We start from the raw sequence: 24,713 nt of genomic DNA, 5'->3' as shown, positions 1-24,713 counted from the left end.
TTGCGTGCGATGGTTACGCCATGAAAGTCAAGGCCTCCCTCCCCGCGGGCCCTTCTGCCAGCGCTCCGGATAGCGCCGAGCCCGTGGCCGCCGCAGATCTGCTGGCGTGGTACGACCGGCATGCGCGGGTTCTGCCCTGGCGCGTCAGTCCGGCGGACGGCCAGCGCGGGGAGCGCGCCGATGCCTACCGGGTCTGGCTGTCGGAAATCATGCTGCAGCAGACGACGGTGGCGACCGTCATCGCCTATTTCGAGCGGTTCGTGCAACAATGGCCCGACGTCGACGCGCTCGCGGCCGCGCCGAGCGAGTCGGTGATGGGCGCCTGGGCGGGGCTCGGCTACTACGCCCGCGCCCGCAACCTCCATGCCTGCGCCAAGGCGGTGGTGGCGTTGCACGGCTCGCGCTTTCCCGAGACGGCGGAGGGCTTGCGAACCCTTCCGGGGATCGGCGACTACACCTCGGCGGCGGTCGCGGCGATCGCCTTCGGCGAGAGGATCGCCGTGGTCGACGGCAATATCGAGCGCGTCGTCAGCCGGCTCTTTAGGATCGCGACGCCCCTCCCCGCCGGCCGCGACGAGATCCGCCGCCGGATGCAGGTGCTGACACCGGCGGGCCGGCCGGGCGATTTCGCGCAGGCCATGATGGACCTCGGCGCGACGATCTGCACGCCGAAGCGTCCGGCCTGCGTCCTCTGCCCGATCTCGGCCGACTGCCAGGCGCGGCGGGACGGGACGATGGAGAGTTTTCCGGTGAAGGCGGCAAAGCGCGCCAAGCCGGAGCGCCGCGGCGCGGCCTTCGTCGCCGTGCGCGAAGGAGACGGCGCCGTCTGGCTGCGGCGCCGGCCGGAGAGCGGCATGCTCGGCGGCATGGCCGAGCCGCCGACGACGGACTGGCGCGTCGGCCAGGACGGGGCGCTCGGCGCTGAAGCGGCGCCGTTCAAGGCGGCGTGGACGCCCGCCGGGGCCGTCGTCCACGTTTTCACCCACTTCACCCTGACGCTAGAAGTCTGGCGCGCCACGCTCAAAAGCGACCCGGGAACCGAAGGCTGGTGGGCGGGACCGAACCGGCTGCCCGGCGAGGCCTTGCCGACCCTCATGAAGAAGGCGATCGCCCTCGCCGCGCCGGACGCCCTCGCGCCCGAACCCGCCAAGCCCCAACGGAAGAGAACGACATGATCGACCACATCGTCTTCGACATCGGCCGGGTTCTGATCCACTGGGACCCGGAAAAGCCTTTCCTCGACCTCATCCCCGACGAGGCGGAGCGCGCGCACTTCCTCTCGGAGGTCTGCAACTCGGCCTGGAACCTCGAACAGGACCGCGGCCGCCCGTGGCCCGAGGCCGAGGCCCAGCTGATCGCCGTTCACCCGGAGAAGGCAGAGCTCATCCGCAGCTACCGCCGGCACTGGTCCGCCATGGTGCCGCACGCCTACGACGAGACGGTGGCAATCCTGCGCGCCCTCCTCGCTGAGGGCCGCGACGTGACGCTGCTCACCAATTTCGCCGCGGACACGTTTCGCGAGGCGCAAGGGATCTACGGCTTCCTCAAGGAGGCCCGCGGCGTCACCGTGTCGGGCGAGATCGGCCTGGTGAAGCCCGATCTTGCGATCTACGCCCACCACGCGGAACGCTTCGCGCTCGATCCCGCGCGCAGCCTGTTCATCGACGACAGCCTCGCCAATGTCGAAGGCGCACGCGCTGCCGGTTGGCGGGCCATCCACTTCCAGGATGCGCAGCAGCTTCGCGAGGATCTCGCCTCGCATGGCATCAGCGTGCCGGTGAAAGGCTAACCTCGGGATCAGCCGCGGCCGCAATAGCCGCGGAGACCCCTTCCCCGCGGCCGATCTTCGGCGATCAGGCGTTGACGGCCGCCATGCGGTCGCGGATTTCCTGACGCAGCTCGTCGATGACGCGCAGCGTCTTGCCGTGGCGCACGTGCCAGAACGTCCAGCCATTGCAGGCGTCGAGCCCCTGCACCTGGGCGCCCAGGCGGTGGATCGAGGCGGCGTGGTCGCCGATGGCGATGGTGCCGTCGGCCCGCACATTGGCGACCCAGCGGCCCTTGGAGTCCGTCAGCTCGGCACCAGGGGCGACGAGGCCGGCCTCGATCAGGCTGTTGAACGGCACCCGCGGCTCGGCACGCTTGGAGGTGACCGCCTGCAGTGCGCGCAGGTCGAGCGGCTCGACGGCATCGATACGGGCCTGCGCCGCCTCGATATAGGCGTCCTCGCGCTCGATGCCGACGAAGTGCCGGCCGAGGCGCTTGGCGACCGCGCCGGTGGTGCCGGTGCCGAAGAACGGATCGAGCACGACGTCGCCGGGCTTGGTCGAGGACAGCAGCACGCGGGCGAGCAGCGCCTCCGGCTTCTGGGTCGGGTGTGCCTTGCGGCCGGCCTCGTCCTTCAGCCGCTCGCCGCCCGAGCAGATCGGGAACAGCCAGTCCGAGCGCATCTGCAGGTCGTCGTTCGCCGCCTTCATCGCATCGTAGTTGAAGGTGTAGGCCTTGGCGTTCTTGTCGCGCGAGGCCCAGATCATCGTCTCATGCGCGTTCTGGAACCGCCGGCCGCGGAAATTCGGCATCGGGTTGGCCTTGCGCCAGACGACGTCGTTCAGCATCCAGAAGCCGAGGTCCTGGACGATCGAGCCGACGCGGAAAATGTTGTGGTAGGAGCCGATCACCCAGATCGTGCCGTTCGGCTTCAGCAGGCGGCGTGCCGCGAGCAGCCAGGCACGGGTGAAGTTGTCGTAGGCCGCAAAACTCTCGAACTGGTCCCACTCGTCGTCGACGGCGTCGACCTTCGACTGGTCCGGCCGGTGCAGGTCGCCGCCGAGCTGCAGGTTGTAGGGCGGATCGGCGAAGATCACGTCGACCGAGCCGGCCGGGAGCGACTCCATGCGGGAGATGCAGTCCCCCTTGATGATCGTGTCGAGCCAGGTGGCCTTGGCGGCAACGGGATCGAAGCCCAGCTCGGAAGTCGTCAGAGGACGCGCTTTTGCCATTTTTCTCACCGGTTACGCAGAACAATTACCATCCGCATGGTTACCGAACAGCGTAAACAATCGATGAAGCAGCGCGCGAATTCGGCCGCCTCGCCGCCAGTGCATGGCAGCCGCGCCCTCGACAGGACAGGCGTGACGCGATAGTGCCGCGGCCTGCAGATCCGAAAATTCCAGACACAGACGCCCCAGACACAGACGCCGGAGTTACCATGCCCGCTCTCGCCCTCGCCATCTTCGACTGTGACGGCGTTCTCGTCGATTCCGAGATCATCGCCGCGCGCATCGAGGCCGAGATGTTCGCCGAGGTCGGCTACGAGATCTCCGCCGAGGAATTGGCCGAGCGCTTTGCCGGCCTCACCTTGCCGCGCATCCTCGAACTGGTGAGCGAGGAGACCGGCATCCGCTTCGCCGAGGAATTCGCCGACCGGGTGGAGAAGGAAACCGACGTCCGGTTGGGCCGCGACCTCGAGGCGATCGCCGGGGTGCAGTCGATGCTCGACGCGATCGATCTGCCGCGCTGCATCTGCTCGAACTCGTCGTCGGCCCGGCTGGAACTGTCGCTGACGCCGCTTAAGCTCTGGGACCGGTTCAAGCCCTATGTCTACGCTGCACGCGAGGTCGGCAGCAAGAAGGGCAAGCCGGCACCCGACGTCTACCTCTACGCCTGCGCCGAGTTCGGCGTCGCCCCGGCCAATGCCATCGTGCTCGAGGACAGCGTCCACGGCGTCGCGGCCGGCGTCGCCGCCGGCTGCCGCGTCGTCGGCTTCACCGGCGGCAGCCACAGCTATCCCGGCCACGCCGAGGCGCTGAGCGAAGCCGGCGCCGAAACGGTCATCGCCCGCCTCCAGGACTATCCCGCCGTGGTCGAGGCGATGACGGCCTGGGACGCCGTCTGACGCCCATTCCCTGTCGGAAGCCGGCATAGTACGCTGCAGCGGGTGCACGCGGAGACGGCCGATGGCGAAGAATTCACGGCATGTGGTGGCGACTAGGGATGGAGGCTGGGGCGTCCGCCGATACGGTGCGTCGCGCTCCGGCAAGGTCTTCAAGACACAGGCGGATGCGGTTTCCTACGCGACCGACGTCGCCCGGCGCGAGCGGACCGAACTTTACGTTCATCAGCGCGATGGCAGCGTCCAGCAGAAGATCAGTTTCGGTGTCGATGCCGGTTCGCAGCAGGGCTGATGCGGCGGATCGAGGGATTCGAGACCAGCGTCTTCATCAATTGCCCGTTCGACGAAGCTTACATGCTGATGCTTCGGCCGATCCTCTTCACCATCATCGACCTCGGACTCTATCCGCGCCTGGCACTCGAGAGCCTCGATTCAGGTCGGCCGCGGATCGAGAAGATCGTCGGCCTCATCGAATCCTGCAAATATGCCATCCATGACCTCTCGCGGCTGCAGGCCGCCGAAGTCGGCGAATATTTCCGGCTGAACATGCCGCTGGAACTTGGCATCGACATCGGCTGCCGGCTGTTCAAGGAAGGCCAGTGGTCCGAGAAGAAGTGCCTGATCCTGGAAGCCGAACGGTTTCGCTACCAGGCCGCCATTTCCGATATGTCCAACTCGGACATCGCTGTTCACGGCAACGACCCCATCGAGGCGTCCGCCGTGGTCCGGAACTGGCTGAATGCCGAAGCACAGTTGCGCGCTCCGGGACCGGCGACGATCTATAACCGCTTCAACGACTTCACCACCGACAACTACGATGCCCTGTCGCTTCGCGGCTACTCCAGCCGCGACATCCTGCGACAGCCCATCGTCGAGCTGATCGACGATATGTCAGGCTGGAAGTGCCTGAACTGAGGACCAGACCTGCCCTGAAAGGCGCGTCGTTACTTCTTCGGGCCTTCGTCGAAGCCGGCGAAGACGGTGATGTCCTTCTCGGTCGGCTCGGGCACGGCGACCGACTGGTCGACGTAGACGAACGGCTCGGCGCCACCGCCGGGCTTGACCGTGACGGCGCGAGATCCGATCTGCGAGTACAGCACCTCGGTGCCGCGCACGACGACGACGCGGATCGGCAGGCCGACCTCGCCGGCCTTGGCGGCAGGGCCGGGCACGACGCGGCCGGCGACACCGATCTTCATCCGCAGCTGGCCGTCGACGATCCGGCAGTCGCGGGTGGTCGAGGTGATCGACGCGACATATTGCAGCGCCGCGCCGTCGCCCTTGCGCAGGATAGCGGTGCCTTCACGCAGCGAGACACGTGGGCAGTAGTCGGGAATGGTGCCGTCGGAACCGGCGGCATTCATGCTGGCGGGCGGCGGCACCAGCGGCGCGTCGTCCTTGGTCGAGGCACAAGCGGACACCAGCGCGGCTGCGCCAAGAAGTGCGGTGATCCGGGCGGCGTTGAACATATCCATCCGTCGGTTCTTCCCTTATTATGGCGCGCCGTTCTATATCAGCCCTTTGCGCTTTAGGCGACGGGCGCGACAAAATCGAGATGGCCCCGCGACGATCCAGAGGATTGGCGCAGCGGCGGGGAGTGAAGACCACGTGAAATATGTCAGCTCGCGGGGCGAGGCGCCCACCCTCGGCTTCGCCGACGTGCTCCTGGCGGGACTGGCCACCGATGGCGGCCTCTATGTTCCCGCGACCTGGCCGCAGTTTTCGGCGGACGAGATCCGTTCGTTCCGCGGGCGGCCCTATGCCGAGGTGGCGCTGCGCATCCTCAGCCCCTTCGTCGGCAGCGACATCCCGCAGCCCGCGCTGAAGGCGATGGTGGACGACGCCTATGCGACCTTCCGCCATCCCGCCGTCGCGCCGCTGGTGCAGATCGGCGACCGACATTTCGTGCTCGAGCTCTTCCACGGCCCGACGCTCGCCTTCAAGGACGTCGCCATGCAGCTGCTGGCGCGGCTGATGGACCATGTGCTGAAGGAGCGCGGCAACCGGGCCACCATCGTCGGCGCGACGTCGGGCGACACCGGCGGCGCGGCGATCGCGGCATTCTCGGCGAGCGAGCGGACGGACATCTTCATCCTTTTCCCGAAAGGCCGCGTCTCCCCCGTCCAGCAACGGCAGATGACGACGTCGGGCGCCGGCAATGTCCACGCCGTCGCGGTCGACGGAACGTTCGACGATTGCCAGGCGCTGGTGAAGGGCATGTTCAACGACGCGAAGTTCCGCGCGACGACGCAGCTTTCGGGCGTCAACTCGATCAACTGGGCGCGCATCATGGCCCAGATCGTCTACTACTTCACCGCCGCCGCCAGCCTCGGCAGTCCGGACCAGAAGGTGTCCTTCACGGTGCCGACCGGCAATTTCGGCGACATCTTCGCCGGTTATGCCGCCAAGCGCATGGGCCTGCCGGTCGACCAGCTGGTGATCGCGACGAACGAGAACGATATCCTCGCCCGGACGCTCGCGACCGGCCGCTACGAGATGACCGGGGTGCATGCGACGACGTCGCCCTCGATGGACATCCAGATCTCCTCCAACTTCGAGCGCCTGCTGTTCGAGGCCGGCGGCCGCGACTCGGACAGCCTCCGCCGGCTGATGCAGCAGCTCGCCCAGTCCGGCGCCTTCGATCTGCCGGAGGCGACGCTTGCCGCCATCCGCGCCGAGTTCGAGGCCGACCGGACCGATGATGCCGAGACCGCCGAGACCATCCGCGGCTATTTCGGCACCGCCGCCTATCTGCTCGACCCGCACACCGCCGTCGGCGTCAAGGTCGCGGACGGCCGCATCGGGGACAGCCCGATGATCACCCTCGGTACCGCCCATCCCGCCAAGTTCCCGGCGGCCGTGGAAGCCGCCTGCGGCTTCAGCCCTGCCTTGCCGCCGAGCCACGGCGACCTGATGCGGCGCGTCGAGAAGTTCGACGCCGTGCCGAACGACCTCACCGCCATCGAGACGTACATAGCCGAGCGCAGCCGCGCTGTCCGGACCGGAGCTGCAGCATGAGCATGAATGTCGAGATCACCAAGCTTTCGAACGGCATTACGGTGGCGACGGAGACGATGCCGCATCTCGAAAGCGCGGCGCTCGGCATCTGGGTCAAGGCGGGAGCCCGCGACGAGACGGAGAACGAGCACGGCCTTGCCCATCTCCTCGAGCACATGGCCTTCAAGGGCACCTCGACCCGCACCGCCCGGCAGATCGCCGAGCAGATCGAGGATGTCGGCGGCGAGCTGAACGCTGCGACCTCGGTCGAGACCACCTCCTACTACGCCCGCGTCCTGAAAGACGACGTGCCGCTGGCGATGGACATCCTCACCGACATCCTGATCGACTCGAACTTCGACGAGGCCGAGCTCGAGCGCGAGCAGCAGGTGATCCTGCAGGAGATCGGCGCTGCCGAGGACACGCCGGACGACATCGTCTTCGACCATTTCCAGGAGACCGCGTTCCGCAACCAGATCATCGGGCGGCCGATCCTCGGCACAAGGCAGACGGTGAAAAGCTTCACGCCCGCGAGCCTGCGGACCTACCTCGCCAAGCACTACTCGCCGGACAAGATGGTGGTGTCGGCGGCGGGCGCCGTATCGCACGAGGATATCGTCCGCCGCGTCTCCGAGGCGTTCGGCACCTCCGGCCCGGTGGTCGAGCCCTCGGGCATGCCGGACCGGCCGCTGGCCGCCTATACCGGCGGCGACTTCCGGCAGCCGCGCGATCTGATGGACGCGCAGATGGTGCTGGGCTTCGAGGGTCGGCCCTATTACGCCCGCGACTTCTACGCCAGCCAGGTGCTGTCGCTGATCCTCGGCGGCGGCATGTCCTCGCGCCTGTTCCAGGAAATCCGCGAGACCCGCGGCCTCTGCTACGCGATCTACGCCTTCCACTGGAGCTTCTCGGACTCTGGCATCTTCGGTGTCCATGCGGCGACCGGCGAGGAGGAGCTGAAGGAACTGGCACCGGTGATCATCAACGAGCTGATGAAGGCCGCCGAGGGCATCCACGAGGACGAGGTGACCCGTGCCCGTGCACAGATGCGCGCCAGCCTGATGATGAGCCAGGAGAGCCCCGCCTCGCGCGCCGGCCAGATCGCCCGCCAGCTGCTGTTCAACGGTGCGACGATCTCGAATACGGAGCTCATGGACCGGCTGTCGGCGATCACCGCGCCGCGTCTGGCGGAACTAGCCGAGCGCACCTTCGTCGGCAAGGTGCCGACGCTGGCGGCCATTGGTCCGGTCGGCCAGCTCGCCAGCATCGAGGAGATCGGCGCGCAGCTGGCTGGCGGCGTCGCCGTGCCCGGATTGCGGGCCGCCGCGCACCACTAGCCGCGGCCATGCGGCTCCTCGACGCGCTCTTCCAGGCAGGCCTACCGGTCCTCCGCGGCGAAGGCCTGCTGCTGCGCCTGCCGAAAGCTGGGGATTACGAGGCCTGGCGGGACCTGCGCGCCGCAAGCCGACGGTTCCTGACGCCCTGGGAGCCATCCTGGTCCGCCGACGAGCTGACGCGCCGCGCCTATCGCATCCGCTTGCTGCGCTACCGGCAGGATGCCCGGGAACGATCGGGCTACACCTTTTTCGTCTTCGACCCCGATGGCCGCACGCTTTACGGTGGCGTCACCATCGGCCTGATCCGTCGGGGCGTCGCCCAATGCTGCACGCTCGGCTACTGGATGGGCGAGGCGCACGCGGGGGCCGGCATCATGTCGAGGGCGGTCGAGGTGTTGAAGCCTTTCGTGTTCGACGTCGAGTCCCTGCACCGGATCGAGGCCGCTTGCCTGCCCAGCAATGCCCGATCGATAGGGTTGCTCGAAAAATCCGGTTTCCGCCGCGAAGGCTATCTGCGAAACTACCTGAAAATCGCCGGGTCCTGGGAGGACCACTACCTCTACTCGCTGCTCGCCGAAGATTGGACGCGATCTGGGGCCACGAGCAGCACCGATTCTGCCGCAGCAGGAAATGACGCCGCTTCGGCACGATGAAACGCTTCAGCGCAGCCACCCCGGACGCGCCGACCATGGTCCCCATTGCACAATGCTTCAGCCTGCTCGCCTCCTCGTCCGTCTCGCCTGCGCGCTCGTCGCCCTCGTCGTGCTGGCCATGCCAGCGCTGGCGCTGGAGCCGGTCGGCATCTCGCGTGACGACGTCGCCATCGACCTCGCTCCGGCGGTCGACATCTACCGCGACCGCGGCGCGAGCTTCCAGGTCTCGACCGTGCCCGGTGCCGACGGCATCGTGCGGCGCATCGAGGTGGAAGCGAACGCGCCCAATTCGTCCGGCGACTGGGCGGTGTTCGCGCTCGCCAACAACACCGACGTGCAGATCGACCGCCTGGTCGTCGCGCCGAACTTCAAGCTCGCGGGTTCCGGCATCGTCTGGCCTGACCTCGGCTCGCAGCGGATCGCCTCGATCACGCCCTCGGAGGGGTTTGGCCTCGAGCGTCAGCCGAGCTCGGAGGCCGACGTCTTCCTGGTGACGCTCGACCCGGGCTCGGTCATCACCTTCGTCGCCGAGATGGCCTCGAAGGACCTGCCGGAGATCCGCCTCTGGGAGCCGAACGCCTACAAGGACACGATCAACGCCTACACGCTCTACCGCGGCATCGTGCTCGGCATCGCCGGCCTTCTGGCGGTGTTCCTGACCATCCTCTTCGTCGTCAAGGGATCGGCGATGTTCCCGGCCACCGCGGCGCTCGCCTGGGCGGTGCTCGCCTATATCTGCATCGACTTCGACTTCTGGCAGAAGCTGGTGCCGATCCTGCCCGGCCAGGAACGCGTCTGGCGGGCCGGCACCGAGGTGGCGCTGGCCTTCACGCTGGTGGTCTTCCTCTACGCCTATCTGAACCTCAACCGCTGGCACGGCGTGCTCTCGGCCTTCACGCTGTTCTGGCTGGTCGGCCTCCTCGGCCTCGGCGGCGCGGCCGCGTTCGATCCGCAGATCGCCGCGGGTCTCGCCCGACTGTCGCTGGTCGCCACCGCCGGCATCGGCCTCTGCCTCATCCTCTACCTCTCCTGGCTAGGCTTCGACCGCGCGATCATGCTGATCCCAACCTGGTGCCTCGTCATCGTCTGGCTGTTCGGCGGCTGGCTGACGGTCACCGGCCAGTTGGTCAACGACGTGATCCAGCCGGCGCTTGGCGGCGGGCTGGTGCTGATTGTGCTCCTCATTGGCTTCACGGTGATGCAGCACGCCTTTGCCGGCGGCGGCTTCGTCGGCGGCGCGATCTCGGACATGGAGCGCCGCGCGCTGGCGCTGGCCGGCACCGGCGACGCGATCTGGGACTGGGACGTGACGCGCGACCGGATCTTCGCCGGCGCCGATGGCGACAACCTGATCGGACTGCCCTTTGCGACGATGAACGGCCCGGCCCGCGACTGGCTGCCGATCCTCCACGCCGACGACCGCGACCGGTTCAAGCTGACGCTCGACACCATCCTCGAGCACCGGCGCGGCCGCATCGCCCAGGAATTCCGCGTGCGCGGCCGCGAGGGGCACTATCACTGGGTCTCGCTGAGGGCGCGCCCGGTGCTCGGCACCGACGGCGAGGTGGTGCGCTGCGTCGGCACGCTGAAAGACGTCACCGAGCGCAAGAAGGCCGAGGAGCGGCTGCTGCACGACGCTCTGCACGACCAGCTAACCGGCCTGCCGAACCGCGAGCTCTTCATCGACCGGCTGGATTCCATCGGCATCCTCGCCGCCAGCCATGCCGACGTGCGCCCCAGCGTCTTCGTCATCGACATCGACCGGTTCAAGCAGGTCAACGACGACCTCGGCATCGCCACCGGCGACACCATCCTCCTCACCGTCGGGCGCCGGCTGAAGCGCGTCCTGAAGCCGCAGGATTCGCTCGCCCGGCTCTCAGGCGACCAGTTCGGCCTGATCCTCATCTCCGAGACCGACGTCGCCGCGATCGTCGCCTTCGCCGAGAGCCTGCGCGAGGCGATCAAGGCGCCGATCGCCTTCGCCGGGCGCGAGATCATCCTCACCGGCTCGATCGGCCTCACCGGCTGGACCGAGAACGCCAATTCCGAGGAAATCCTCAAGGAAGCCGAGCTCGCGATGTATCAGGCGAAGCGCTTCGGCGGCGACCGCATCGAGCCGTTCCGGCCGGCCTACAAGACCGTCGGCTCGGGCCGTCTGGAGCTGGAATCAGACCTTCGTCGCGCCTTCTCGCGCAACGAGCTGTCGCTGGCCTTCCAGCCGATCGTGCGGCTGGAGGACGGCGAGATCGCCGGCTTCGAGGCGCTGATGCGCTGGGAACACCCGAAACGCGGCACCATCTCGCCGGCGGAGTTCATTCCGGTAGCGGAAAGCTCCGGGCTGATCGTGCAGATCGGCCAGTTCGCGCTGGAAGAAGCCGGGCGCCGGCTTTCCGACTGGCACAAGCTGACCGGCGACGAGACGCTGACCATGTCGGTCAACATTTCCAGCCGGCAGCTGATCCGCCAGGACCTTCTCACCGACGTGCGCAACGTGCTCGACCGCTACCAGCTGCCGCCGCGGTCGCTGAAGCTGGAGATCACCGAATCCCTGGTGATGGACAATCCCGAACGCTCGGCGAAGCTCCTGGAGCGGCTGCGCGAAATGGGCGTCGGGCTGTCGCTCGACGATTTCGGCACCGGCCACTCCTCGCTGTCCTACCTCCTGCGCTTCCCCTTCGACACGCTGAAGATCGACCAGTCCTTCCTGAAGGACGACGGACAGCCGCAGCGGCCGATCATCCTGCAGTCGATCGTCACCATGGCGCACGACCTGGGGCTGGCTGTGGTGGCGGAAGGCGTCGAGACCGACGAGGACGCGCTGCGGCTGCGCCAACTGCACTGCGAGTTCGCGCAGAGCTACATGTTCTCGCCGCCACTGACCGCCGACGCGGCACGGCGCCGGCTGCAGGACAAGCAGATGGGCCTGAAGCGGGCGGGCTAAGCACTTTTGCCGCCTGCCCGGCCGATGGTCGGAACGCCCGGCGCCGGGGCAGAGGCCAGCTCAGGCGTGGCCGGCTCAGGCGTGGCCGGCCTCGCTGTTGAGGAAGGCAGGGTCGACACCGAGCAGGCCGAGCGCGCGGTTGTACTTGCCGTCGAGCACCGGGTCGAACATCACCGACGGATCGGCCGCGCAGGTGAGCCAGCCATTGGCGGCGATCTCCTCCTCCAGCTGGCCGGCGCCCCAGCCGGCATAGCCGAGCGCCATGATCGCGGTCGCCGGGCCGATGCCCGCGGAGATCGCCTTCAGGATGTCGAGCGTCGGCGTCAGCGCGATATGCTCGGCGACGGAGACAGTCGATTCGGAATCATAGTCGTCCGAATGCAGCACGAAGCCGCGGCCCTTCTCGACCGGACCGCCCATGCAGACCGAAACCTCGCTTCCCTTGCCGGGCAGCCGGATCTCGTCCTCGTTGCCGACGATGCCGAGCTGCGTCAGCAGCGCGCCGAAACTGATGTCCTGCGGCTTGTTGATGATGAAGCCCATCGCGCCTTTCGGCGAATGCGCGCAGACGTAGATCACGCTGCGCGCGAACCGTTCGTCCGGCATGCCCGGCATGGCGATAAGGAAGTGCCCTTCCAGGGAAGGCTGGTCGTTTTCGGCTTCGTTCATGGCGTCCATCGGCAGGAGATAGGGATCCTTGCAACCGGTGTCAGCGGGCAGCCCCCATTGGGGATAAAGGAATGCGGCGGATCAAGGGCCTTTGGCGGCCGGCCTGCGGGATTTCGGCTAGGTGTTGCCGCGCATAGGGGATAGGTTGCGGCCGAATGCGGCGCCGCGACGGTGCAGGCGCAAGGCGCAAGCCTCTCTCCCGCCGGCCCCGCGCGCTGCGCTGCCGCGGGACGAAACCGATCCGACGCCCTGCTGGGGACCCTTTGCATGATGCTTTCCCACCGCGCCGTCTGCGGCGCCTTCCTGGTGGTCGCCCTCGCCTCTATCGACGCCCGTGCGGATGCGGCGCGGTTCGAGAGCGACCAGGTCAACCTGCAGCTGGTGGCCGAGGCGCCGGGGGCGGACGGCACGATCCGGGCGGCCCTCCTCATCGATCTGGCGCCGGGGTGGAAGACCTACTGGCGCGATCCGGGCGAGGCGGGGATCCCGCCGAGTTTCGATTTCTCCGAGAGCCGCAACACCGGGCCGGCGCGGATCGGCTTCCCGGCGCCGCACCGCTTCAGCGACGGCTACGGACTGTCGAACGGCTATTCCGGCGACATGGCGGTGACCTTCGTCCTGCCGCAGACGGCCCGGGGTGAGACGACGGACCTCCGCCTGAAGATCATGCTGGGGGTCTGCGAGAAGATCTGCGTGCCCGTCCAGGCGGAACTGGCGCTCGGCGTCCCCGCCACGGTCATGTCGACAGCGGATAGCGGGTCGGCAGCAGGCAGCGCGGTCGCCCTCGCCTTCGCCGCGCTGTCGCCCGCGAGCGAGCCGGGAACCGGGATCGTCGGCGCCCGGCTGACGGCGGACGGCACGCACCTCCTCGTCTCCACCGCTGCTCCGCTGGACCCGGCGACCTCCGATCTCTTCGTCGCCGGCCCGCGCGGCTGGTCTTTCGGCCCCCCGGAGGACCGCGCCGCTGAGGGTACCGGCACCCGCGTCAGCCTGCCCGTCCTGTCGAGGCCGCGACAGCTGCCAGCGCAGGGCCTCGAGGTCGACGCCGTGCTGACCGAGGGCAGCGCATCCGCCGAGGTCCGGGAACTCACGGTCGCAACATCGCCGGACGGCTCGACTCCCTTGCCGTGACTGCTATCTACGGCGGCGCATCGTTCTTTTCGCGGCATCGGCCGCCTACAGCGGGGACTGACATGACCATCACCATCGGCGAGAAACTGCCTAATGCCACGCTGAAGACCCGGACCGAGGACGGCCCGACCAACATCACGACGTCGGAGATCTTCGACGGCAAGAAGGTGGTGCTGTTCGCCGTCCCCGGCGCGTTCACCCCGACCTGCAGCATGAACCACCTGCCCGGCTATCTCGAGCTCAACGACGAGCTGCGCGCCAAGGGCGTCGACACCATCGCCGTCGTCGCGGTGAACGACGTGTTCGTAATGAACGCCTGGTCGAAGGCGAACGAGGCCGACGGCAAGATCCTCTTCCTCGCGGACGGCAATGCCGAGTTCACCAAAGCCGTCGGCCTCGACGCCGACCTCGCCGTGGCCGGCCTCGGCGTGCGCTCGAAGCGCTATTCCATGCTGGTGGAAGACGGCGTCGTAAAGTCGCTCAACGTCGAGGATTCGCCCGGCCAGGCCGACAAGTCGACCGCCGGGGCCATGCTCGAGCAGCTCTGAGGAAAACGCGCGGAGGTTAGGCCAGGCTTCCGCCTTTTGCCTAGCTACGAACCCCAGAAACTCGTCATCCTCGGCCGCAGGCCGGGGACCCATGCCCTGACGCTTCCCCACCTCTTCGGCTCCGGAACGACCGGCCGTCGGTCCACCGGTCCTGCCGCCGGACCAGTCACGGCATGGGTCCCCGCGCTTCGCGCGAGGATGACGAACTTTCGGGGGCCGGCGGCGCGCGAGGATGGCGAAACTTTGAAGCTGATGACGAACCTCCAAAGCGGAGGCGGCCTGTTGCAAATTCGTCATCCTCGGCCGCAGGCCGGGGACGCATGCCGGAACGCTTCCCCGCCTCTTCGGCTCCGGAACGACCGGCCATCGTCCACCAGCCCTGCCGCTGGATCAGTCACGGCATGGGTCCCCGCGCTTCGCGCGAGGATGACGAACTTTCGGGGGCCGGCGGCGCGCGATAATGGCAAAACTTTTAAGCTGATCACGAACCTACAAAGCGTAGGCGGCCCGTTTCAAATTCGTCATCCTCGGCCGCAGGCCGGGGACCCATGCCGGGACGCTTTCGCACCTCTTCGGCTCCGGAACGACCGGCCGTCGTCTACCGACACTGCCGCCCGACCAGTCACGGCATGGGTCCCCGCGCGATGCGCGAGGATGACGAGCTTTCGGGGGCCGGCGGCGCGCGGGGATGGCTAAACTTTGAAGCTGATGACTAACCTCTAAAGCGTAGGCGGCCCGTTTCAAATTCGTCATCGTCGGCCGCAGGCTGGGGACCCATGCCGGGACGCTTTCGCACCCACTCGGCTCCGGAACGACCGGCCGTCGTCTACCGACCCTGCCGCTGGACCAGTCACGGCATGGGTCCCCGCGCGATGCGCGAGGATGACGAAATTGGGGGGGGGCCGGCGGCGCGCGAGGATGATGAAACTTTGAAGCTGATGACGAACCTCCACAGCGTAGGCATACCGATTCAAATTCGTCATCCTCGGCCGCAGGCCGGGGACCCATGCCCTGACGCTTTCGCACCTCTTCGGCTCCGGAGCGACCGGCCATCGTCCACAGACCCTGCCGCTGAATCAGTCACGGCATGGGTCCCCACGCGATGAGCGAGGATGACGAACTTTCGGGGGCCGGCGGCGCGCGAGAATGGCGAGCCCTTGGGAGCCGGCAAGACTTACGACGATGCCGGCTGATGGTGTTTCGCGTATTTCGCGGACCCTAAAGCCGCGGAGCCGGCGGAAACGCCGGCTTCTTCTTGAACGGCGCCAGCGCCAGCCGCGCGAGTTCGTCGCAGCGTTCGTTCTCGGGGTGGCCGGCATGGCCCTTCACCCAGTGGAAGGTGACGTCGTGCACGGTCCGGGCGGCGTCGAGCGCCTGCCAGAGCTCGGCGTTTTTCACCGGCTTGCGGTCGGCGGTCTTCCAGCCATTGCGCTTCCAGCCGTGGATCCACTTGGTGATGCCATCGCGGAGATACTGCGAGTCCGAGTGGAGGTCGACCGGTACCGGCCGCTTCAGCGCGTTCAGCGCCTCGATGGCGGCGAGCAGCTCCATGCGGTTGTTGGTGGTCATCGCCTCGCCGCCGGACAGCTCCTTGTCGGTGCCGCCGAAGCGCAGGATGGCGCCCCAGCCGCCCGGTCCCGGATTGCCCGAGCAGGCGCCGTCGGTGAAGATGGTGACGCGCTCTTCGCTCATGCCGGGACCGTTTCGAGTGTGAGGCCGTAGTCGGCGGCGCTGGAGACGCCGCGGTGGAAGCGCAGCTTGCGCAGGTATTCGCGCGGATCCTTCTTCGTCACGAAGGAATCATCCGGCACGTTGAGCCAGTCGTAGAGCCGGGTCAGCAGGAAGCGCATCGCCGCGCCTTGCGCCAGCAGCGGCAGCGCCGCGATCTCGTCGGCCGAGAGCGGCCGCACCGCATGATAGCCCTCGATCATCGCCTTGCCCTTGGTGACGTTGAACGCGCCGTCCTGCTCGAAGCACCAGGCGCAGAGGCAGATGGCGAGGTCGTAGGCGAGGATGTCGTTGCAGGCGAAATAGAAGTCGATGAGGCCCGACAGCTTGCCGCCGAGGAAGAACACGTTGTCCTGGAACAGGTCGGCATGGATGACGCCGGTCGGCAGGTGCGTCGGCCATGCCGCCTCGAGCCGGGCGAGGTCGCCGGCGATCTCGGCCGCCAAGCCGGGCTCGACGTTGTCGGCATCGGGTCCGCAGGCCTCCGCCAGCGGGCGCCAGGCGTCGACCGTCAGGGCGTTCGGTCTGATCAGGCCGAAGTCAGCGGCATTCTGGTGCATCCCCGCCAGCGCGGCGCCGACCTCGCGGCACTGGCCCGCGTTCGGCCGCCGGGTCCACATGCCCTCGAGAAAGGTGAAGACCGCGGCGGGACGGCCCGCCAGCTCGCCGAGACGCTCGCCGGTCCCGGTCTCCACCGGCAGCGGACAGGACAGGCCGCGCGCCGCCAGATGCTCCATCAGTCCGATGAAGAAGGGCAAGTCGCCCTTGTCCACGCGCTTCTCGTAGAGCGTCAGGATGAAGGTGCCCGTCTCGGTGCGCACGAGGAAGTTGGAGTTCTCGACCCCCTCGGCGATGCCCTTGTAGCTCAGCAGCGCGCCGAGACCGTAAGGCGCGAGGAAGGCCGCGAGTTCAGGCACGCTGACATCGGTGTAGACGGCCATGGCTCAGGCTTCCTCGCTCAGCGCCCCGGCGGGGGCGAGCGGGCGGTTGGCGCCGTTGACGAAGGCCATGTCGGCCGAGGTCAGCGGCGTATCCCGCAGGCTCCGCATCACCGGAAAGTTCTCGTTCTCCTCGGCGGTCCGCACCAGCTCGATGCGCACCTCGAAGCGCTCGCGAAAAGCGTCGATGATCTCGTCGACGACGATCTCCGGCGCCGAGGCGCCCGCCGACATTGCGATGGTCGCGCCCTCGCCGATGATCTCCCACGGGATGTCGGTGGCGCGCTGGACCAGACGCCCGGCCATCGCGCCCGCCCGCGTCGCGACCTCGACCAGCCGCATCGAGTTCGACGAGTTCGGCGCGCCGACGATCAGGAAGACGTCCGCACCGGGGGCGGCAGCCTTCACAGCCTCCTGCCGATTGGTAGTGGCATAGCAGATGGATTCCGACGACGGCGCCGTCATCTCCGGGAAGCGATCGTTCAGCGCCGCGATAATGCCGGCGGTATCGTCGACCGACAGCGTCGTCTGCGTCACGAAGCCGAGCGCGGCGGGATCGGCGGGTGACAGGCGGGCGACATCCTCCACCGTCTCGACCAGCGTCACCTCGCCGGGCGCGAGCTGGCCCATGGTGCCGATCACCTCGGGGTGCCCCTTGTGGCCGATCAACAGCACGTGGCGGCCGCGGCGGACGTGCAGCATTGCCTGCTTGTGCACCTTCGAGACCAGCGGGCAGGTCGCGTCCAGGTAAAGGAGTTCGCGCGACGCCGCCTCGGCCGGCACCGACTTCGGCACGCCGTGGGCCGAGAACACCACCGGCTGGCCGTCGTCGGGAACGTTGGCGAGTTCCTTGACGAAGACCGCGCCGAGCGTCTCCAGCCCCTCGACGACATAGCGGTTGTGGACGATCTCGTGGCGGACATAGACCGGGGCGCCGTATTTCTTCAGCGCCAGCACGACGATCTGGATCGCCCGGTCGACGCCGGCGCAGAAGCCCCGGGGCTCGCAGAGGCGGATGGTCAGATCGGGCTTGGCAAGGGTCTGGAGCAAGGCGCTCTCCGTTCGCGGCCGGCACGAGATGCCCGGTATCGCTCTGTCGCGAATGAAGGGATGGCGCCCCCCTCTGTCAACCCTTTGCGCGGGATCGGGCGCGCGGTCGTGCGGCCGCGCCCCGGCCGCGACGGGCCGATTTCCAGAGGAAAGCCCCGAGCATCGCGGCCAGTACCAGCGCCAGGCCGAACCAGGTGAAGGCATATTGCAGGTGGTTGTTGGGGATCTCGACGATGGTCGTTCCACCGACGGGGTAGCCCGCCTCTTTCGGGGTGGGACCGTGGTCGACGAAGAACGGCAGCAGCGTGCCGCCGGGCGGCAGCCCCGCCGCCATCTCCGGCATGTTGCGCCAGAAGAAGGCGTTCTGCTGCGCGTTGTTGTCGGGCAGCCAGCTGTCCGGCTTCTCCGACAGGGGATTGCGCGCGAGACCGGTAAACTCGACGTCGCCTTGCGGCAGCGGCGGGCGACTGGCGGGGTCCTTCAGGTCATAGGGCACGAAGCCGCGGTTGACGAACAGCCGGCGGCCATCCGACAGCTCCAGCGGCACATAGACGTTCCAGCCGCTGTCGCCGTTGAAGGTGGTGAAGAAGAAGCGCTCGCCGCCGGGCTGGAAACGGCCGGAGACGTCGACGGGACGGTATTCGACGTCCCCGGTGCTGTCGTAGATCTGCTCGATCTCCTCCAGCGGCACCGGCGCGGAATGGACGCGCTCGTCGATCTGCTGGATCAGCGTCTCCTTCCAGGCGAGGCGCTGCAGTTGCCAGGCCCCGAGGCCGCAGAGCAGCACGATGGCGGCGAGACAGATGACGACGCCGATCCAGAAACGCGGGCCGGAGGTCGGCCGCGGTGCGTCGGAAATGCTCATGTCAGGCTCCGTCCCCGTCCCCGAGCCGGCCCTCGGCCGCCCGGTTGCGGTATTGCAGGCCGATCATCAGGCCCTTGAGAATGCGTAGCAGAGGCAGGCAGAGCGCCAGCGTCAGCGGCAGCCAGACGAGAAGGTGCACCCAGAGCGGCGGACTGTAGGAGACCTCGACGAACAGCGCGAGGCCGACGACCACGAAGCCGATCAGAAGGATGACGAAGACCGCCGGCCCGTCGCCGGCGTCGATGAAGGCGTAGTCGAGGCCACAGGCCGGGCAGGCCGGCGCGAGCTTCAGATAGCCGTCGAACAGTTTCCCTTGCCCACACTGAGGACAGCGCCCGCGCATCGCCGACTTCGCCGCGTCGACCGGCGCATGCATCGCGGTATCGTCTTGCATGGCGGCAATCCCTGTTCCGGCGGCGCCGACCCTCTGGTCGCGCAGCCCCCAACGGAAAAAGGCGGCCACTCCGTGCGCCGCCTTTTCCCAATGCTACCCTGCCGGGCCGAATGGCCAGGCGCGGTGTTATTCGGCGTGAAGCACCGCGCCCCAGCTTCCCCAGACGTAGATGGAGAAGAAGAGGAACAGCCAGACGACGTCGACGAAGTGCCAGTACCAGGCGGCGGCCTCGAAGCCGAAGTGCTTCTGCGGCGTGAACTGGTGCTTGGCCGCGCGGATCAGGCAGACCAGCAGGAAGATCGTGCCGACGAAGACGTGGAAGCCATGGAAGCCGGTCGCCATGAAGAATGTCGAGCCGTAGATCGACCCGGAGAAGGCGAAGGGCGCGTGCGCATACTCGTAGAACTGGACGTAGGAGAAGATCGCGCCGAGCACGACGGTCAGCGTCAGGCCGGTGAGCAGGCCCTTGCGGTCATTGTGCAGCAGCGCGTGGTGCGCCCAGGTGACCGTGGTGCCCGAGAGCAGCAGCGTCACGGTGTTGAACAGCGGCAGGTGCAGCGGATCGAGCACCTCGATGCCGACAGGCGGCCATTGCCCGCCCAGAGCCTCGACGCGCGCGGCCTGGATCGCCTCGTTCGGGAACAGGCTGGCGTCGAAGAACGCCCAGAACCAGGCGACGAAGAACATCACCTCGGAGGCGATGAACATGATCATGCCGTAGCGAAGGTGCATCGACACGACCTTGGTGTGCGCGCCCTCCTGGCCTTCCTTGATGGTATCCGACCACCAGGCGTACATGACGTAGAGGATCACCGCGAGGCCTAGGAAGAAGATCCACGGCGTTGCGAAATCGATGCCGAACATCACCATCTGCTGCTCGGCGAGATGGCGCATCCACGCCACCGCACCGAAGAACATCACTAGGGCGCCCATCGACGCCATGAACGGCCAGGGGCTGGGGTCGATGATGTGGTAGTCATGCTGTTTGCCGTGAATGTCGGCCATATCTGTATCCCCGATTCCCTGCCCTCGGTCCCGATGTCCTGTGTAACCCAGAACGACGGACTGCTCTAGCTCGCCGACGCGCTGCCCTGCGGCAGCCCGTCGTCTATAGTTTCTTCGCGGCGGGCTTTCCCGCCTCGGCGCCGGCTGCCGCCACCGGCTTCTCGTCCGCCGCCTTGAAGAAGGTGTAGGACAAGGTGATCGGCGGCAGATCGCGCATCTCCTCCGAGTCGATCATGGCGGGATCGACGAAGAAGATGATCGGCATGTCCTTCGTCTCGCCCGGCTCCAGCGTCTGGTCGGAGAAGCAGAAGCACTGCAGCTTATTGAAGTAGCTGCCGGCGGTATCGGGCGTCACACCGTAAGTCGCCTGCGCGGTGACGCGCTGGTTCGACAGGTTCTTGACGCGGTAGCTGGTCTGCCGGACCTCGCCAAGGCGGACCTTCATCTCGCGTTCGGTCGGCTGGAAGGCCCAAGGCACGTCCGGAGACGCGTTGGAATCGAACCGCACCGTCACGACGCTGTCGAGCACCCGGCTCGGCGCCGTCTCGGCCCGCTGCGTGGTGCCGCCGTAACCGGTGATCTGGCAGAACATGCGGTAGAGCGGCACCGAGGCGTAGGCCGCGCCGACCATGCCGAAGGCGAAGGCAAGGCAGGCGATGGCGACCGTCCGGTCGCGGTTGCGGTTGCGCGGGATTGGGCTCTCAGCGGCCATCGCGTCAGCCCATCTTCGCGATGGTGACGACGTAGAACACACCGACGAGCACCACGAGAAAGACGCCGATCGCAATCGAGCGCTGGCGCCGCGCGCGCTGTTCCCGCTCCGTCAAGGTCACCCGCTCTTCGCTCATCTCAGGCTCCGATCAGGCCGAGGCGTGCCACCGAGGCCTCGCCGATCAGCACCAGGAAGAGGGCAAAAAGGTAGAAGATCGAGAATGCGAACAGCCGCTTGGCTGGCAGCATCTTCGGATCGGCATCCGCCATCCGAAAAGTCTTCCAGGCGAGCCACAGGAAGTTGGCGCCAAGCAGCACCGAGACGGCGCCGTAGACCGGGCCGGCAAAGCCGAGCGCGAACGGCAGCACGCCGACCGGCACCAGGATCAGCGAGTAGACGAGGATGTGCATCCGCGTCGTCGCCTCGCCGGAGACGTTGGGAAGCATCGGCACGCCGGCGGCGCCGTAATCCTTCATCTTGAACATAGCGAGCGCCCAGAAGTGCGGCGGCGTCCAGAGGAAGATAATGAGGAACAGGACGACGCTTTCCAGCGAGATCCCGCCGGTGACGCAAGCCCAGCCAATCATCGGCGGAAACGCACCGGCCGCGCCGCCGATGACGATGTTCTGCGGGGTCGAGCGCTTCAGGCCCATCGTGTAGATGACGGCGTAGAAGAAGATGGTGAAGGCGAGGAAGGCCGCCGAGAACCAGTTGGTCGCAAGGCCGAGCGTCACCACCGACAGCAGCGACAGCGCCATGCCGAAAGCCGCCGCCGTGCCCGGCAGGATGCGGCCGGACGGAACCGGACGCTTCGCCGTGCGCGCCATGATCGCGTCGATATCGGCGTCGTACCACATGTTGAGCGCGCCGGAGGCTCCGGCACCGAGCGCGATGGAAAGGATCGCGATCACGGCCAGCGCCGGATCGATATGGCCCGGCGCCATCAGAAGCCCGGTGATCGCCGTCAGCACCACCAGCGACATGACACGCGGCTTCAGGAGGGCGAAGAAGTCGCGCGGTTCCGCCAGGCTGATGCCGTCACGGGCAACGAAGGCGGGGGCGATGTCTGTGTTGAGCAGCGTCAAGATGAACCTCGGGCCTGTGCATCCCCGGCGTGGTCGGCCGGCCGCGTCGACAGCGGAAGATGCCGGGCCGGCAGGCGGCCCACGTCTGTTCATGCGACGATCCCGGCGATAAGGCCGGGATCGTTCTGGATCGAAGAGGACCGCTTACCGAATGCGCGGCAGCTGTTCCCACTGGTGGAACGGCGGCGGCGAGCTGAGCTGCCATTCGAGCGTCGTCGCGCCCTCGCCCCATGGGTTGTTGCCGGCGACGCGCTTCTTCGAGAAGGCCTCGTAGATCCCGAACAGGAAGATCAGGACGGCGAAGCCCGAGAGGTAGGAGCCCATCGACGAAACGTAGTTCCAGCCGGCGAACGCGTCGGGATAGTCGACGTAGCGGCGGGGCATGCCCTGGGCACCGAGGAAGTGCTGCGGGAAGAAGACGAGGTTCACGCCGATGAAGGTGACGTAGAAGTGCAGCTTGCCGATCGTCTCGTTGTACATGTAGCCGGTCATTTTCGGGAACCAGTAGTACCAGCCCGCGAAGATGGCGAAGACCGCGCCGAGCGACAGCACGTAATGGAAGTGGGCGACGACGTAGTAGGTGTCGTGCAGCACACGGTCCATGCCGGCATTGGCGAGCTTCACGCCGGTAACGCCACCCAGCGTGAACAGAAAGATGAAGCCGATCGCCCAGAGCATCGGCGTCTTGAACGAAATCGACCCGCCCCACATCGTCGCGATCCAAGAGAAGATCTTGATGCCGGTGGGCACCGCGATCACCATCGTGGCGAACACGAAGTAGCGCTGCGTGTTGAGCGACAGGCCGGTGGTGTACATGTGGTGCGCCCACACGACGAAGCCGACGACGCCGATCGCGACCATGGCGTAGGCCATGCCAAGGTAGCCGAAGATCGGCTTCTTCGAGAACGTCGAGATGACGTGGCTGACGATGCCGAAGCCCGGCAGGATCAGGATGTAGACTTCGGGGTGACCGAAGAACCAGAAGAGGTGCTGGTAGAGGATCGGATCGCCGCCGCCGGCCGCCGTGAAGAACGTGGTGCCGAAGTTACGGTCGGTCAGCATCATCGTGATGGCGCCGGCGAGGACAGGCAGCGACAGCAGCAGCAGGAAGGCGGTGACCAGCACGGCCCAGGCGAACAGCGGCATCTTGTGCAGCGTCATGCCGGGGGCGCGCATGTTGAGGATGGTGGTGATGAAGTTGATCGCGCCGAGGATCGACGACGCGCCGGCGATGTGCAGGGCGAAGATCGCGAGATCGACCGCGGGACCGGGGTGACCGGTGGTCGACAGCGGCGGATACATCGTCCAGCCGGTACCGGCACCGTTGGAGCCAGGCGCACCCTCGACGAACATCGACAGGATGAGCAGCAGCAGCGCGGGGACCAGCAGCCAGAACGAGATGTTGTTCAGCCGCGGGAACGCCATGTCCGGCGCACCGATCATGATCGGCACCATCCAGTTGGCAAAGCCGCCGATCAGCGCCGGCATGACGGTGAAGAAGATCATGATCAGGCCGTGGCCGGTCACGAACACGTTGTACATCGCGGGATCGCCGAAGATCTGGAGACCCGGCTCCTGCAGTTCCATGCGCATGACGATCGACAGGGCACCGCCAAGGATGCCGGAGAAGATCGCGAAGATCAGGTAGAGTGTCCCGATATCCTTGTGGTTGGTCGAGTAGACCCAGCGCGTCCAGCCGGTCGGCCGGTGATCGTGATGGGCATCGTGGGCAGCGTCGTGCGCCATGGAGTTCTCCTAGAAGCCTATCTTAGCGACCGGCGACCGAAACGGTGCCTGCGGACTGGATGGAAGCGGTCAGCGCCTTGTTGGCCTCGCCGACATCGCTCGCGGCAGCAGCCAGCCAGGTGGCGAACTGCTCCTTCGAGACGACGCGCAGCGAGATCGGCATGTAGGCGTGATCGCGGCCGCAGAGCTCGGAGCACTGGCCGAAGAAAATGCCTTCCTTCAGCGCCTCGAACCAGTATTCGTTGTTGCGGCCCGGCACGGCGTCGACCTTGACGCCCATCGACGGCAGCGCGAACGAGTGGATCACGTCGCCGGAGGTGGCGAGGACGCGGATGACGGTATCGACCGGCACGACCAGCTCGTTGTCGACGGTCAAAAGCCGCGGGTACTGGCTCATGTCCTCCTTGCCGGAGCCCGGACGATCGGTCTCCTGCATCATGTAGGACTCGAACGAGACCGGCGTGGCAGGGGCAGCCGCAGGGTCGGCAGCAGGCGCCGGCGCCGAGGTCGCCACGACGCCTGGCTGGTACTCGTAGCCCCAGTACCACTGGTAGCCGGTGGCCTTGATGGTCAGCTCGGGATCGCGCGGCGGGTTGTACTGCTCGGTCAGCAGCTGGAACGACGGGATCGCGAGGCAGAGCAGGATCAGCACCGGCGCCACCGTCCAGATCACCTCGATCAGGGTGTTGTGGCTGGTGCGCGACGGCACCGGGTTGCGGCGCTCGTTGTAGCGGTACGCGACCCAGGCGAGCAGCGCTGCGACCAGGATGGTGATCGGGATGATGAAGAAGAGCGTGTACGTGCTGAACCAGTGGATGCTGCGCTCGACCGGCGACAGTGCTTCCTGCAGGTTGATGTGCCAGTTGTGCGGCTGGCCGGGATGCTGCGCATCCTGCGCGGCAGCGCCCAGGCTGGTCGCCAACAACGCCGCTGCCGAGGTGATCGTTCTTTTCACTAATGCTCTCCCTTGCGCGGACACGTCGGCCTTGGCGATCCCGTCATCGTCAAATCTGCAGCGGAGC

The 24,713-nt window shown here is 67.1% G+C and carries 25 protein-coding genes; 11 read left to right on the top strand and 14 right to left on the bottom strand.

The features are described 5' to 3' along the window. Positions 1 to 83 precede the first annotated feature (83 nt). Both mutY and ACZL02_RS00585 read left to right on the top strand, forming a co-directional pair. Complete coding sequence (gene mutY, locus ACZL02_RS00590; RefSeq protein ID WP_472938261.1) at positions 84 to 1,175, top strand: A/G-specific adenine glycosylase; 1,092 nt, start codon at positions 84 to 86, stop codon at positions 1,173 to 1,175. Next, entirely contained in the window at positions 1,172 to 1,789 is a 618-nt protein-coding gene (locus ACZL02_RS00585; RefSeq protein WP_472938260.1) for an HAD family hydrolase, read from the top strand. Before mutY ends, ACZL02_RS00585 begins: the two co-directional genes overlap by 4 nt. Before the next feature lie 64 nt (positions 1,790 to 1,853). Here the strand turns inward: ACZL02_RS00585 and ACZL02_RS00580 are convergent, their stop codons facing one another. Beyond that, complete coding sequence (locus tag ACZL02_RS00580) at positions 1,854 to 2,999, bottom strand: site-specific DNA-methyltransferase (RefSeq protein ID WP_472938259.1); 1,146 nt, start codon at positions 2,997 to 2,999, stop codon at positions 1,854 to 1,856. A gap of 209 nt (positions 3,000 to 3,208) precedes the next feature. Here ACZL02_RS00580 and ACZL02_RS00575 point away from each other — a divergent pair, with 209 nt between their 5' ends. From ACZL02_RS00575 to ACZL02_RS00565, 3 genes are all read left to right on the top strand, one after another. Next, positions 3,209 to 3,895: an HAD family hydrolase gene (locus ACZL02_RS00575; protein WP_472938258.1), complete on the top strand. Its 687-nt coding sequence runs from the start codon at positions 3,209 to 3,211 to the stop codon at positions 3,893 to 3,895. A 61-nt stretch (positions 3,896 to 3,956) separates the two neighbouring features. Then, positions 3,957 to 4,184 carry a DUF2188 domain-containing protein gene (locus tag ACZL02_RS00570; protein ID WP_472938257.1) on the top strand — a complete coding sequence of 76 codons (228 nt, stop codon included), beginning with the start codon at positions 3,957 to 3,959 and terminating at the stop codon, positions 4,182 to 4,184. Beyond that, complete coding sequence (locus tag ACZL02_RS00565) at positions 4,184 to 4,807, top strand: hypothetical protein (RefSeq protein WP_472938256.1); 624 nt, start codon at positions 4,184 to 4,186, stop codon at positions 4,805 to 4,807. The genes ACZL02_RS00570 and ACZL02_RS00565 overlap by 1 nt, the downstream gene beginning before the upstream one ends. A gap of 29 nt (positions 4,808 to 4,836) precedes the next feature. Here ACZL02_RS00565 and ACZL02_RS00560 read toward each other — a convergent pair whose 3' ends face one another. After that, the gene (locus ACZL02_RS00560; RefSeq protein ID WP_472938255.1) at positions 4,837 to 5,367 is read right to left on the bottom strand and encodes a hypothetical protein; all 531 of its coding nucleotides are present in this window, start codon (positions 5,365 to 5,367) and stop codon (positions 4,837 to 4,839) included. Positions 5,368 to 5,500: 133 nt separating this feature from the next. On the opposite strand from ACZL02_RS00560, the gene thrC reads away from it, so the two are divergent. From thrC to ACZL02_RS00540, 4 genes are read left to right on the top strand one after another with little or no spacing between them, the layout of a single operon-like run. Continuing rightward, positions 5,501 to 6,910 carry a threonine synthase gene (gene thrC / locus ACZL02_RS00555; protein ID WP_472938254.1) on the top strand — a complete coding sequence of 470 codons (1,410 nt, stop codon included), beginning with the start codon at positions 5,501 to 5,503 and terminating at the stop codon, positions 6,908 to 6,910. Between the two features lie 2 nt (positions 6,911 to 6,912). Beyond that, positions 6,913 to 8,226, top strand: a complete 1,314-nt coding sequence (locus ACZL02_RS00550) for a M16 family metallopeptidase (protein ID WP_472939076.1) — start codon at positions 6,913 to 6,915, stop codon at positions 8,224 to 8,226. A gap of 8 nt (positions 8,227 to 8,234) precedes the next feature. Then, positions 8,235 to 8,879, top strand: coding sequence for a GNAT family N-acetyltransferase (locus ACZL02_RS00545; RefSeq protein WP_472938253.1), 645 nt, complete (start codon positions 8,235 to 8,237; stop codon positions 8,877 to 8,879). Positions 8,880 to 8,931: 52 nt separating this feature from the next. Then, positions 8,932 to 11,820 carry an EAL domain-containing protein gene (locus ACZL02_RS00540; RefSeq protein WP_472938252.1) on the top strand — a complete coding sequence of 963 codons (2,889 nt, stop codon included), beginning with the start codon at positions 8,932 to 8,934 and terminating at the stop codon, positions 11,818 to 11,820. 75 nt (positions 11,821 to 11,895) lie between these two features. On the opposite strand, the gene ACZL02_RS00535 is transcribed toward ACZL02_RS00540, so the two are convergent. Then, complete coding sequence (locus ACZL02_RS00535) at positions 11,896 to 12,498, bottom strand: YqgE/AlgH family protein (RefSeq protein WP_472938251.1); 603 nt, start codon at positions 12,496 to 12,498, stop codon at positions 11,896 to 11,898. A gap of 258 nt (positions 12,499 to 12,756) precedes the next feature. Between ACZL02_RS00535 and ACZL02_RS00530 the strand changes: the two genes are divergently transcribed. After that, complete coding sequence (locus ACZL02_RS00530; protein WP_472938250.1) at positions 12,757 to 13,620, top strand: protein-disulfide reductase DsbD domain-containing protein; 864 nt, start codon at positions 12,757 to 12,759, stop codon at positions 13,618 to 13,620. 62 nt (positions 13,621 to 13,682) lie between these two features. Next, positions 13,683 to 14,168 (top strand): peroxiredoxin, encoded by a 486-nt coding sequence (locus ACZL02_RS00525; RefSeq protein WP_472934622.1) that lies wholly within the window; start codon positions 13,683 to 13,685, stop codon positions 14,166 to 14,168. A gap of 1,218 nt (positions 14,169 to 15,386) precedes the next feature. On the opposite strand, the gene rnhA is transcribed toward ACZL02_RS00525, so the two are convergent. The 11 genes from rnhA to coxB form a co-directional block, all read right to left on the bottom strand. After that, complete coding sequence (gene rnhA, locus ACZL02_RS00520; RefSeq protein WP_472938249.1) at positions 15,387 to 15,860, bottom strand: ribonuclease HI; 474 nt, start codon at positions 15,858 to 15,860, stop codon at positions 15,387 to 15,389. Beyond that, positions 15,857 to 16,837 carry a homoserine kinase gene (locus tag ACZL02_RS00515; protein ID WP_472938248.1) on the bottom strand — a complete coding sequence of 327 codons (981 nt, stop codon included), beginning with the start codon at positions 16,835 to 16,837 and terminating at the stop codon, positions 15,857 to 15,859. The genes rnhA and ACZL02_RS00515 overlap by 4 nt, the downstream gene beginning before the upstream one ends. Before the next feature lie 3 nt (positions 16,838 to 16,840). Continuing rightward, positions 16,841 to 17,884, bottom strand: a complete 1,044-nt coding sequence (gene ispH / locus ACZL02_RS00510) for a 4-hydroxy-3-methylbut-2-enyl diphosphate reductase (RefSeq protein ID WP_472938247.1) — start codon at positions 17,882 to 17,884, stop codon at positions 16,841 to 16,843. Between the two features lie 76 nt (positions 17,885 to 17,960). Further along, positions 17,961 to 18,749: an SURF1 family protein gene (locus tag ACZL02_RS00505; RefSeq protein ID WP_472938246.1), complete on the bottom strand. Its 789-nt coding sequence runs from the start codon at positions 18,747 to 18,749 to the stop codon at positions 17,961 to 17,963. 1 nt (position 18,750) lies between these two features. Beyond that, on the bottom strand, positions 18,751 to 19,143 hold the full coding sequence (locus tag ACZL02_RS00500) for a DUF983 domain-containing protein (protein WP_472938245.1): 393 nt from the start codon (positions 19,141 to 19,143) through the stop codon (positions 18,751 to 18,753). A gap of 126 nt (positions 19,144 to 19,269) precedes the next feature. Continuing rightward, on the bottom strand, positions 19,270 to 20,148 hold the full coding sequence (locus tag ACZL02_RS00495) for a cytochrome c oxidase subunit 3 (RefSeq protein WP_472938244.1): 879 nt from the start codon (positions 20,146 to 20,148) through the stop codon (positions 19,270 to 19,272). Positions 20,149 to 20,251: 103 nt separating this feature from the next. Continuing rightward, positions 20,252 to 20,860, bottom strand: coding sequence for a cytochrome c oxidase assembly protein (locus tag ACZL02_RS00490; RefSeq protein ID WP_472938243.1), 609 nt, complete (start codon positions 20,858 to 20,860; stop codon positions 20,252 to 20,254). Positions 20,861 to 20,864: 4 nt separating this feature from the next. Then, positions 20,865 to 20,996 carry a cytochrome c oxidase system small membrane protein gene (locus ACZL02_RS00485; RefSeq protein ID WP_472934614.1) on the bottom strand — a complete coding sequence of 44 codons (132 nt, stop codon included), beginning with the start codon at positions 20,994 to 20,996 and terminating at the stop codon, positions 20,865 to 20,867. Between the two features lies 1 nt (position 20,997). Further along, complete coding sequence (gene cyoE / locus ACZL02_RS00480; protein WP_472938242.1) at positions 20,998 to 21,945, bottom strand: heme o synthase; 948 nt, start codon at positions 21,943 to 21,945, stop codon at positions 20,998 to 21,000. Between the two features lie 144 nt (positions 21,946 to 22,089). Beyond that, entirely contained in the window at positions 22,090 to 23,691 is a 1,602-nt protein-coding gene (ctaD, locus tag ACZL02_RS00475; protein WP_472938241.1) for a cytochrome c oxidase subunit I, read from the bottom strand. Between the two features lie 22 nt (positions 23,692 to 23,713). Continuing rightward, positions 23,714 to 24,646 carry a cytochrome c oxidase subunit II gene (coxB, locus tag ACZL02_RS00470; RefSeq protein WP_472938240.1) on the bottom strand — a complete coding sequence of 311 codons (933 nt, stop codon included), beginning with the start codon at positions 24,644 to 24,646 and terminating at the stop codon, positions 23,714 to 23,716. Positions 24,647 to 24,713: the final 67 nt, after the last annotated feature.

The sequence above is a fragment of the Mesocryomonas fontinalis genome, from assembly GCF_055730125.2.
This window is presented reverse-complemented; position numbering and strand designations above follow the sequence as displayed.